Here is a 10,782-nt window from a genome sequence, read left to right on the forward strand (position 1 = left end):
GCGCGCCGTCCCTGATTGCCCAGCCGGTCAAGCTGGCTGCCGAGCGTATTGGCCTGCAAGCCCAGACCGCGCATTGACGCGCCGCCCTGTGTCCCCATGCCGCCGAGGCTCTGCCCGAACAGCCGCGCCTGCCGGGGAAGGTTCCCCAGCAGATCAACAATGACAGAGGCTTTAAGCTGTTTTCCGGCCATCGATTACTCGCGTTGTAACAAGGTGGTTGCCTGTTGGCAGTGTCGGTAGAGCCGAATTAACGGCAGGGAGAGCGCCCACTCCACGCCGGAACGGGTGGTGGTGGCGAGAATGAGCGCCGCTTCCTCAATCTTTGCCCGACACTGCATCCAGTCGCCCCGACTCGGCCGCCAGTTGGCCGGCCAGCGCGCTACCGCCCAGACGCTGGGCGATAATCAGACGTTCGATATCGCGTGCGGACAGGCTTTTCAGCTGCAGCAGCGAGAGCGGCCCGTTGATGTTGCCCAGCCGTGCCACCTGACGGCGCAGCAGTTCGAACTCCACCATCGCGGGCGAACGCACCAGTTCGGCGCCGTTCTGTGTCTGGATGACGCGCTCAGCGGCAAGCTCCGCATCGATGATGTCCTTGCCGGTCAGGAGCCGTAAGGTGACGTCCGTGTGGCGCTGTTCATCATCGCCCTGGCCGGTGACCAGACCGTCAATGAGCGTCAGTTGCCCGCGTGCCAACTCCTCGGCGACGCTGGCGATTTCGGGGGACAGCCCTTCGGCCTCTTTGGCGGCGGCCGCCAGTTTTTCAATATTCTGCGTCATGCTCTTTTCCTTACGAGACGCGCTGACTGCGCACGGCGGTGAACTTGGCGGAGATCTCCCCCGCATCGGTCAGGGATTCTTCCCCGTCGCTCCAGGCGTTAACCATCATGTGGGTCTCGCCGGAATCCGCTTCGAACTCGATAGTCACATCGTTCCAGCCGTTGATCGTATCGACGCTCAAATCACCGCGGGCGGGGAACTTGCACTCCAGCGTGGCGGCCTTGGGCGTAGACTTGTAGCCATAGACCCGCGCGCCGGTGACCGCCTCGCGCTTTTCCCCGGACGGGGTAAAGGTGGCCCCCGTCAGCGTCGGGTACTCTTGCCCGTTGACCCGGACAATCGCCTTGCCCTGGTACTGCAATTTGCCAAATGCCATAGTGACCCCTTACAAAATGAACTGGATTTGTTCTGCGAAGACGCGGAACTGGTTGACCACATCCGGTTTGCACAGCACATCAACGCGGTTGCGGTCGTTTTTGTTGCGCTCGACCAGCAAGCTGTCCCGGAACGCCTCGAAGTTCTCGACAAGGCCCGCATCAAGCCACTCCATCGCCAGCGCCAGCAACTGCGCGCGGATGATGGATGGCGTTGCGATCGCCTGTCCCGGTGCGACCGGCGTACCGTCATCGGCCAGCTTGTGGCGCGGGAAACGCTGGGTAATGCGAAGTCGCGTGGAATAGCGTAGGTACGACAAGGTCGCGACGGTATTCACATCGAGGTAAGACGGATCCGGATCGCCGTAACTGTTGGTGCGGTAGGTGGTGATTTGCCGTTCAATCTGCACCACATCCCCCGCGGCCACGTTAACGGTCGCAATGCCGTCATACAGCAGCTGGTTACGCTCCGGCGGTAGCAGACGATCGGCCAGCGCCGGGGCCATGCGGCGGCTCAGCGCCAGCGTTTGCAGCGGGCGGGCCGGGTCGATAGCCAGATGTTTCGAGCCGATGGCGCACAATGTCGCCGCCCACAGATAGGACGGTTCAGGCGCGCGCTGAATGCCGGTGCAGGTCAGCAGAAAATCATTTCGTGCCTGACCGAACGCCGTCATTTCCCCGAGCGAGCCGGTGTGCGCCGTCCAGGCGATACCGTCCGACATTTTCGCCGGCCCCCAGCGGTCGCGCAGTTCAGCCCCCAGCAGCTTGAGGTTCGCCGCATCCAGATAAGGCATGACGATGTGGTGATACTGCGTTGCGCCCATGACTGACAGGCTTTTGGCGAGATCGGGATTGGCGGCACGGTCTTTGGGCGCATCGAAACGCACGCTCAGGCCCGGCGGGGTCAATTCGCCATCGTAGTAATCCAGACGCACGTCATGCACCGACAGCGCGGAAATGAATTTCGCGGTCAACGTGACGACCGTTGAGGTGGCGTCCACATCTTTACCCGCCGGCGCCGCGGCCGCCGCTGTGACCGGCAGGGACGCATTGGCATTGATGGCTTTCGCGAGCTGTTCGCCCACGGCGCGGCCCTGCTGGCCTTCGCTCACAGTCAGCCTGACGCGCACGCCGCCGATGTACACATTGAGCACGCCGGCTTGCGTGGCTTTGCCTGCCAATGTCAGCGTCCCGGCCGCTGCGCTGCCGGCACCGTTACCCTGGGCGACAACGGTCAGCACCGCATCCGGGTTATCGCTCAGAAACTCACGGGCCATCAGGGCAATCATGGAGCCTTTGCCCCACAGCGATTCGGCGGCATCGGCACGGGTTACCCGCACCGGCACATCAAGCGCGCCGGAGCCGTTGACCTTGCCATCCTTGAACGCGGCCTGGCCAAACATCAGCACCTGCGTGATGGCGGAGGGCGTCCCCATCACCGCCTGGGAATTGTCGATTTCGATATGCGCCAACGGCAGGCGAACGCTGGGGCTGATCTCGTTGAATGAAATGCTCATGCTTATTCCTCGCGGGCATCGTCAGAGGCCGGCTTGGCCTGTGCGTTAGTCGATTCGGCGTCACTGTCAACCAGGGCCGGCGGCGTCTCATGCTCTACCGATGATCCGGCAGCCTGTTCGCCGGCATGGGCGGCCAGGTCAGTCACGTCACCGAAGTACAGGCGCCGGATCCAGAACACGTTACGCGGCACCCAGGCACCGTCTTCGGGTAACAGTTCCATACTGTCCGGATCGCGCACCACGCAGCCCGGCATGGGCCGGACAAAAATCACATCATCGCTCATGGGGTTCCCCTGTCTGGCGTTGGCGGCATAGTTCGCCACCGCATTGTTGGCCAGCTTCACCAACAGGGCAAAGCTGGTATCAGTCTGTTCGCGCCAATCCGGCACCGGCCCGGCGTCGCCGGCTAATTGCGCTGTGGTACGGGTGCTCTCAGCCATTAGGTTTTATCCTGCGGTAAACGGATGTGTGCCTCAAACGGCGACGTGCCGGCCGGCTCACTGAACGTCTGGTAATGGCGCAGGTAATCGTCCAGCCCGTCTTCCGGGACGATCGGCGTGATATCTTCTTCACAGGTGAAATAGACGCCATACAGCACCACGCCGCGATTGCCCTGTTTTTCGGTATACAGATTGCGACTTTCCTCAAAGCGCATCGGGCCGGCCCCGGCAGGTTTAAAACCCGACAGGCCGGCAATCAGGCGCCCGACAATCTGGTATACCCCTGGGCGGCTGAGTTCCTCACCGTTGACAGCATCGGCCACCACGTAAAAGACAAAGCGGCTGTCAACCGTTCCTTTCACTGGCCCCGACTCCGCACCCAGCCAGACCAGATACACCGAAGGGGGCGTCATGAGTACCACCCGCAGGGCTTCCTCGCTCCAGTCGCCAGGGTGGGTGGTGATTTCCCGCAGCGTGTCGCCGAACAGGGTACGAAGGCGCGCCAGCAAAGCGTTTTCCGTTTCAACAATCATCAGATAAACCCTTTTTGATCGCGCCCGAATACCGGTGCTTCCGCGCACATCATCGGCAGATCGGCGCTGTCGGGCGTCTGGTTATCCGCATCCACGCCCAGCGGCATCTCGCCGTTTTTGACCGCTTCAAGCCAGCGAAGCGCATCGCGGTAACGCTGGATGGTCTGGTCGGTGGCGCGTTCGTCGTTCAGGTAGTAAAACGCGATGGCGCACGCGTGCTGCTTGAGTATCGATGGCACCACCGACAGCGGCAGGGTGTAGCGTGCTGCGATAAAGCTGTCGATAAGCGCACTGGCATCTGTCAGCGCCTGCGCCATCTTTTGCTCTGCCGCCGGTTGATCGCCGCGCCAGTTGGTCAGCCGCTCAAGCAGATCGCCGGCGTAGCGCGCCCGCAAATCCCGCTCTCCGGCATACATCAGGCGTGCTCTCCATCAAGCGCCTCGGTGATCTGCGCCTGGTTGACGTTGGCCCCCAGCAGTTCACAGACCGCACTGACGCGCGGTTTACCCTGGCGGGTAAAGTGGGCTTCGTTCCCTTTGTCCAGACGGCTGACCGCAATGCGGATCGCTTCCGGATCTACGTCGATGCCCAGATTGTGTGCTGGAAGCTGCCCAGCATCCGCGCCCGTTTCCGTTGATGGCGATACGTCCACCACAATGAGGCATGGGTCAGCCTGTAGGCGAGAAAGCGTCGCTTTGTCCACGCCTTCAATAACCTGTTTGCCGCGCTCAAACGTGATGCCGGCACGCATATAGCGATCGCGCGGGCAGCGGATCGCCACGCGGAAATGACTGGCCTGCACAGACGGCTTATCCGTTGTGCCAGGCGCTGGCTTATCCGGGGTATCGCCAGCAGGCGTATCATCGAGAGGGGCATCCGGTTTTTGAGTTTCATCGGACATTCAATGCTCCTTTGAACAGGAATTTAACGGGGCATAACGCCCCGTTGTAGGCGGTAGCAGCAACACCCTTACAGGTAGTCGGCAACCACCAGTTTCAGTTTGCCTTTCAGCTCGTTGGACGCGGTGCTATTGCCCTCAACGAACAGCTCACGATCCAGCAACTGCGTCGCCTGTTTCTCAAGGGACGTCGGCACCACGATATGCGTCGGCTTGAGACCCAGCGGTCGGCCACCGTCCGCCTTGAAGCCACGCATGGCCGTCCAGGCTTTCCAGACGTTATCCAGCGTCAGCGGCGCCTGCATCAGGTACGCCATCTGCCAGAAGCCGTAACCCACGTTGCGACGGGCCGAGGCACCAAACACGAACTCGTTGTCGGTAAAGGCACGATCTTCGTCGACCTTGGTTTTGGCGATCAGCTCAGGTTTGCGCCTGTCCTGGAAAATGATCGGCTTCACGGCGCGGGAACAATCAAGCAGGTAGAACGCCGGGCCGGCAAACGGCTTGTCGCCGCTTTTTTCGGTGTAGATGTTCGAGACCGTCTGCTTGTCGCCGCTGCCGTCGACCTTGCTGTAGACCGGGTGCTCTTCATCAAAAAAGTTCTGGCCGTCATAGCAGGCGGCTTTCAGACCATCGCGTAGCGCGGCAAACACCAGTTCGTCCGGCTGTACGGCCGCCGCGCGCCCCATTTCCTGGAACAGCGGGCTGTAGACGCCCAGGTTGTCATCTTCAAAATCGTCACGGTTAATGGCCACCGTGCCTTCAAAGGTTTTGTTGACAATCTGGTAGCCGTAGGCCTGCATCTGCTGAATGACGCGCGAGCCGATCCACTCACGGAACTGCGGGAATTGCCCCAGCCAGCCGTAGGTGTTGGATTTGGAGGTGGACGGCACCGTCATCGCAATCTGTTGATACTGCGACGGGGCCATCCCTAAACCGTTCTGGAATTCCTTGCGGAATCCCGTCATCAGCGCAGTGATCTGCGCGGGGGTGATCGGGGTCGGCATTATTGCGCTTCCTCTTCTTTGATTTTCTGGAATTCGGCCGGGGTCAGACCCAGCACGCGGGCGGCCTGCATGTCTTCCGCCGACAGGGCGGCGGTCGCCGGTTTTTTCTCCTGCCCACCCGGCAGGGTGTGGGTTTGCAGACTACTCAGCGCCGCGATGGGCTGGCGGGTGTCCAGTTGGGCGGACAGTGCCGCAACGCCAATCTGCGTGCCTAACTGCGCGTAGTAATCCCGCTCGGACTTGAAGATGCGACCTTCCTGCTCGGCCTTGTCCAGCGTTTGCGCCAGCGTGGTTTTGCCCAGATCGGCACTGAGGGCGACCACCTGCGAACGCACCGCGTTGTAGGTTTCCACCGGCACATAGCGGGTCAAATCCACGCTATCCGACGGCTTGGCGGTTTTCAGCGTGGTAATTTCAGCGCTGAGCGCGGTCACGTTGCTTTCAAGCGAGGTCGCTTTGTCAGCCTGGCCTTTGAGGGTGGTGATCGCCGAGAGGGCCACGGTCGCCACCTCATCGCTCAGCTCGCCGTTCGCTGGCACCGTGACGCCAAGCGCCTCCAGCAGCCGTTTCAGGTTTTCATTCATCGCAGGTTCCTTATTGGAGGGGGTGTTCAATGCGTGGTAGAGATCGCCGGCAGAGAGCGCCGCAACCGCACTCATGCCAGTCAGTCCCGGATCGCCGGTCACGGCCAACATGCGCAGCTCGACCGGTTCGCCGGTGACATCGTCGTAGCCCATCACGGCGGAGAACCAGGGAAACTCCTTGTTCACCAGCCGCGGAATGGCAGGCGGGTTCCAGGTGGGCTTCACCCAAAATCCCTCGTCGCCGCGCCACTGGAAATTGTCCGGTGACGGGTGCACAAAGCCGGCCGCCGGCGCTTCATGGCCGGGAAACAGCGTCTGGTGGTTGTAGTCAATTTTGATTGGCTGATTGAGCGCCACGACACGGGCCACCATACGCTGGACGGTCGATTCGTTAATCAGCCAGCCTTCGGCGGGTTCAGCCGGGCGGCCGTCGCGGGCCTTGATTCGGCCCGCCGGCATCACCTGGCACCAGCCATCATGCTCAAATGGCGACAGGGTCGCAGCATTGAGCACGGCATAGGCTATTTTTGATGGGGGATTTTTTGTCGTCATGCAGGCAGTGTGCCTGCCAACGCAACGCGGGCGGGATTACGCTAGATTAACAATAGGGGGCCGGTGGTGAGAAAAAAAGATGCGAGGGGCAACGCAACCCCGTTCAAAACCGCTTCAAAAACGCCGTGACGGCTTCAAAAAAGTCGCGATGCCCCATCATAGCACCCAACGGCAAAAAACGCGCTGTCGCCGTTTCTCGCCGTTGGGGCGCTTTTTTAATGCAGCGCATCGGAAAGGCGGTTTATCAGGAAATCCAGAATATCCTTTTCGCCGGTTTTATCCAGCCCCATAAATGGCCGTGGCGGGATGGCCGCCGGCCCCGGTCGCATTCCTGCCTTGCCGCCCCACTGGTGGATGGCCGCCTGCGGCGCGTTAGAGCCGACGCGCGCCCAGGTATCGCCCCAATCGCTGGTCACGCTGCGCGCCATATCGCCGTCGCGGGTCAATATCTTGATGGGGCTGTAACCGTGCTGCTGGCGCCAACGTGTGTAGGGATCGCTCAAACTTGACCAGGCCGCACCGGTTGACGGGTCTCGCTCTTGCTCAAACGCCTGTTCACTGGACGACAGCAGGCTGGCGGCCACCACGCGGGTGATGGCCTTACCGTCTTCACCGACGCGCACCAGTTCGGCAAACAGGCTCTGCAGGCGCTTGCGGTCGATGATGGTGGTTAACTCAACTTGCGACATCTTGCCCTCCGGGTGGGGGTCGGTTAAAATACAGCCAATAGACCGGTGTACGCTTAATCGGTAAAGTCGATGTAAGTCCCGGTAACGGGGCATAACATGTATGCAGGTTCGACCCCTGCCACCGGTCTAGTCTAACGTTCCTGCCAACAGTTCCAGCTTGCCGCCGGCCAGATCTGATTTCACTTTATTCACGTCAGGTATCCGGTAGGCGTTGATCACCACGTCCAGCGCATCCGGGTGTTTTTTTACGCCGTAAGGTGCATTAACCACCACACGCGCCGCACCCTCCTTCCCGGTCACCACAAAGAGTAAATTCCGGTGTGCCTTATCCCATAGCACCGCCTGCGGGTGTGCCAACAGGGCGGGCAACAGCGCCACATCCTCGGCCAGCAGCGCCACGCCGGTGTTATGGTGCTTGTCGCTGTCAACGTGCAGCAGGTTTTTCTCGCTCATCGCCAGCAACCGTGCCGGCGCCTGCCCGGTGCTCGCTTCTACGGCGCGGGCAATCGCCTCAGGCAGAAAGCCCAGCGTGTGAATACCGTTGCCGGCCCGCCGGCTTTGCATCACGCGATTGGCCCACAGCGAAAAACTCAACTGACGCGCCGGACTGTTGTTCAGCTCCTGCACCACCGCCTCACGCAGCGCCGGATCCTTCACCTCAATCATTTTACGCACAAGCGTCTGGTCAACGCCGAACGCCGCCGAGCCCGGATTGTATGACCAGCCCACATCCGGCGTCATTTTCACCTTGCCATCATCAAAGGTGGTCACGGGCGTACTGAATACCTCGCCGGTGCGCTTGTCGACGCCGGCTTCGGCTTCATGCGTATGCAGCTGCCCGGCATCCTCGACGGGCGTCAGCCCCAGTTCGCGCATGCGGCGGTCAGACAGGGCGCGCACCCGGCAGCGGCAGTTAAAGCCGTTGGGCGGATAATGGCTCTGCCAAAAAGGGTGGGTGTAGTGAAATACCTTACCGTTAAGGGCAGCATGTGCAGGCCGCGTATGGCCGTCCATCACGGCGACATATTGCCACCAGGGAAAGGCGTCAGCCGTTGCCAGCATTTGCGCATAACGGCCGGTGTTGTAGGCCACGCGGGTATTGACGTTATAGATGGTCGCCAGCCGGCGCGCACTGCCAAGCTGCACCAGCTCGGCATTGCCCTCGCTATCGACCACCACCTGTTTTCCCCACCATCCCAGCTTTTGCAGCCGCGGCGTGAGCGTATCGATAAAGTCCTGCCGCGAGATCCCCTGGGAAACGGCCCTGTCCACTTCGTCCCGTATCGACGTCAGAATGTCCATGCGCGACGCCTTGGCGACGGTGAACATCCGGGCGTGAACATCCGCCAGCTGTTCGTACCAGTTCCAGGTAATCGCATAGCCCTTGGCACGAAAGTAGGCGATCGCCTCTTTGGGGGGCAGACGGGCGACAACGCCCAGATCAATCGGCTGTGGCATCGAGTCGCCCCCAGACTTCCAGCGCGAAGGTGGCGCGGGTCAGCAGTTCAATCAGCGCGCTGTCGTCCATCTCGGGATAATGCAGCGCGGCCATCTCAAGCGCCGCCTGTGGCCCTTGCTCACGGATGGCGGCGATGACCGGGGCCAGCAGCGGATCCGCTGCGGCATTTAACGCCTGACTGTTGACCGCCTCACCGACCGCGTCCAGCTCGTCCTTCATCGGCTCGCCCGTCTCGAGCGTTGCCGTCAGTGCGGCCAGAGGCTGCGGGCGCTGTGCCGGCGGCAATTCCATTGCCGGCTGGGCGACGGTAAACACCTCTTCGTCACCGTTCGGCGACGGAATGCGCAGTTTATCCTGGATCCAGGAGACCGGAATTTTCATACCGGCGGCCAGTTTGGGAATGGCTTCCGCAAAGGTCGACATGTCCTCGCTGTCCATGGTGTCGAACACCAGACGCGGTAGACGACGCATATCGAGCGGGGCCGGGCTGTTAAGCGCCAGTATCGGGTAGATCAGATCGCGATTGAAGGTGCGCGAAAGCTGCCGTAAATCGGCATTACGAATTTCCTTGCGCACTTCATTGTGCACCTCACCCAGGGAGCGCGCGCCCTTGTCGCCGGCTTCGGTGGTCAGTGTTCCGCCCAGAATGGCCTTTGAGATGGCGCGCTCGCCCCAGGCCACCATCGCCATAAATGGATCCGACTGACCATTGGCGGCCGCTTCAAATTCCAGGCTCATGCCGGCCGGAATAATCCCGCCGGCGCGCCGGCCAATATCCATCACCGCGCGCATCAACGCGCTTTTTTGTTCCTTGGTTGCCCCGCTGGGGTACTTGCCGACGCGCAGCGGCAGACCGTAGATCTCCAGAAATTCTGCAAAATCCCGCACGCTGTAGTTCTTGAAGATAAACGGCCATATCAGCGTGCGCACCAGTCCCTGGGTGCCAGGGTAACCCGTTTTGGCCTTGGCCTCATGGCAGATCCAGCCGAACGGCTGTAACGCCAGCCCTGGATAACTGCCATCGCGTAGCCGCAGTTCGCGGTAGTTATCCGGGTTGACGGTAAACAGTGCCGGATCGCGCCAGTGGATCGCCCTGGGACAACGATACGCCCCGGATTGCGCCCACTCGATCTCCTGCATCGAGTACCCCTTGAGGATGGCATCGGTGGCGTCGAACAGCGCGTTTTCAAACCAGTGCGCATCACTCAACACCTCTTCCAGGCCGGCAGCCAGCTTTTTCTCCTGCGCGCTGGGGTTGTCCGGCGCCTGAATGCGCCACTCCACGCTCTGCAGGGCCAGGCGACGTTTGCTAAGTTCTGAAAACAGGTGCGTGTCTTTTTCTTCCAGATCGGCGGCCAAATCGGCCTGTGCACTCAGATCGCCGCTTTCCGCCGCGCGCAGGCACAGCGCCGCCCGGTTGGGGGTGATCCCCGATGCCGGGTGTTCCGGCGCCCGGCTGGCTACCTGAGGAATATCGTTTTTTGCCGTTTGCATATCCGATGAAAACTGAAGCGGCTGCCCGTGAATATCGACTATCTGACCCATTACCAGCACCCTCGCTCAAAATCGTGGTAGTCGTCATCGCCCGCGGTGTCGACGTTCTCAAGCGCCCGTTCACGCGCCGGCAGCGCCTGACAGGCGTCATCATCCAGCACGAAGCCGTCCATCGCGGCGGCACGGTTCGCCATCGCCAGCGCCACCGCAAAGTCGCCGTGGCGCCGGGCGCCCTGAATGGCCGACTGCGTATCCTTGCTGCGTCCCTTGTCAATCTGCGGTATGCCGTTGACCACCTTGATGTGCAACAGATCGTCCAGGGTCGATTGATGGCGGGCCAGGCTTAGCGTCTGGGCTTCCAGCTCGCCTTTTAGCTTGGGCATCCACTCGGCGTACCACTTGGCCGACAGGTTGACGCAATCAATCATGTCCGGGCCAAAATGCAACCGCGCCGC

Annotated in this window: 14 protein-coding genes and 1 pseudogene; all 15 read right to left on the reverse strand. The window is 61.3% G+C overall.

Features of this window, described 5'->3' with window-relative positions; genetic code table 11:
* The coding region (locus AC4PR2_RS26260; protein ID WP_492175702.1) for a hypothetical protein at nt 1-191 on the reverse strand (191 nt) is incomplete at its 3' end.
* A gap of 3 nt (nt 192-194) precedes the next feature.
* Nucleotides 195-338 (reverse strand): hypothetical protein, encoded by a 144-nt coding sequence (locus tag AC4PR2_RS26265; protein WP_492175703.1) that lies wholly within the window; start codon nt 336-338, stop codon nt 195-197.
* The gene (locus tag AC4PR2_RS26270; RefSeq protein ID WP_492175704.1) at nt 316-780 is read right to left on the reverse strand and encodes a phage tail assembly protein; all 465 of its coding nucleotides are present in this window, start codon (nt 778-780) and stop codon (nt 316-318) included. Before AC4PR2_RS26270 ends, AC4PR2_RS26265 begins: the two co-directional genes overlap by 23 nt.
* Nucleotides 781-790: 10 nt before the next feature.
* On the reverse strand, nt 791-1,156 hold the full coding sequence (locus AC4PR2_RS26275; protein WP_492175705.1) for a phage tail tube protein: 366 nt from the start codon (nt 1,154-1,156) through the stop codon (nt 791-793).
* Between the two features lie 9 nt (nt 1,157-1,165).
* Nucleotides 1,166-2,671: a phage tail sheath subtilisin-like domain-containing protein gene (locus tag AC4PR2_RS26280; RefSeq protein WP_492175706.1), complete on the reverse strand. Its 1,506-nt coding sequence runs from the start codon at nt 2,669-2,671 to the stop codon at nt 1,166-1,168.
* A 2-nt stretch (nt 2,672-2,673) separates the two neighbouring features.
* Complete coding sequence (locus AC4PR2_RS26285) at nt 2,674-3,111, reverse strand: DUF2635 domain-containing protein (protein ID WP_492175707.1); 438 nt, start codon at nt 3,109-3,111, stop codon at nt 2,674-2,676.
* The gene (locus AC4PR2_RS26290; protein WP_492175708.1) at nt 3,111-3,644 is read right to left on the reverse strand and encodes a phage protein Gp37; all 534 of its coding nucleotides are present in this window, start codon (nt 3,642-3,644) and stop codon (nt 3,111-3,113) included. Before AC4PR2_RS26290 ends, AC4PR2_RS26285 begins: the two co-directional genes overlap by 1 nt.
* Nucleotides 3,644-4,060 (reverse strand): gp436 family protein, encoded by a 417-nt coding sequence (locus tag AC4PR2_RS26295; RefSeq protein WP_492175709.1) that lies wholly within the window; start codon nt 4,058-4,060, stop codon nt 3,644-3,646. The genes AC4PR2_RS26290 and AC4PR2_RS26295 overlap by 1 nt, the downstream gene beginning before the upstream one ends.
* Nucleotides 4,060-4,545 carry a hypothetical protein gene (locus AC4PR2_RS26300; protein WP_492175710.1) on the reverse strand — a complete coding sequence of 162 codons (486 nt, stop codon included), beginning with the start codon at nt 4,543-4,545 and terminating at the stop codon, nt 4,060-4,062. Before AC4PR2_RS26300 ends, AC4PR2_RS26295 begins: the two co-directional genes overlap by 1 nt.
* 68 nt (nt 4,546-4,613) lie before the next feature.
* On the reverse strand, nt 4,614-5,549 hold the full coding sequence (locus tag AC4PR2_RS26305) for a Mu-like prophage major head subunit gpT family protein (RefSeq protein WP_492175711.1): 936 nt from the start codon (nt 5,547-5,549) through the stop codon (nt 4,614-4,616).
* Complete coding sequence (locus tag AC4PR2_RS26310; protein ID WP_492175712.1) at nt 5,549-6,685, reverse strand: phage protease; 1,137 nt, start codon at nt 6,683-6,685, stop codon at nt 5,549-5,551. The genes AC4PR2_RS26305 and AC4PR2_RS26310 overlap by 1 nt, the downstream gene beginning before the upstream one ends.
* A gap of 215 nt (nt 6,686-6,900) precedes the next feature.
* Nucleotides 6,901-7,374, reverse strand: a complete 474-nt coding sequence (locus AC4PR2_RS26315) for a phage virion morphogenesis protein (protein ID WP_492175713.1) — start codon at nt 7,372-7,374, stop codon at nt 6,901-6,903.
* A 126-nt stretch (nt 7,375-7,500) separates the two neighbouring features.
* Nucleotides 7,501-8,832, reverse strand: coding sequence for a phage minor head protein (locus tag AC4PR2_RS26320; RefSeq protein ID WP_492175714.1), 1,332 nt, complete (start codon nt 8,830-8,832; stop codon nt 7,501-7,503).
* The gene (locus AC4PR2_RS26325) at nt 8,816-10,378 is read right to left on the reverse strand and encodes a DUF935 domain-containing protein (RefSeq protein WP_492175715.1); all 1,563 of its coding nucleotides are present in this window, start codon (nt 10,376-10,378) and stop codon (nt 8,816-8,818) included. Before AC4PR2_RS26325 ends, AC4PR2_RS26320 begins: the two co-directional genes overlap by 17 nt.
* Nucleotides 10,378-10,782 (reverse strand): annotated as a pseudogene (locus tag AC4PR2_RS26330) (hypothetical protein); the annotation flags it as partial. The gene AC4PR2_RS26325 and the pseudogene AC4PR2_RS26330, both read right to left, overlap by 1 nt.

The organism is Serratia sp. A07 (assembly GCF_058725505.1).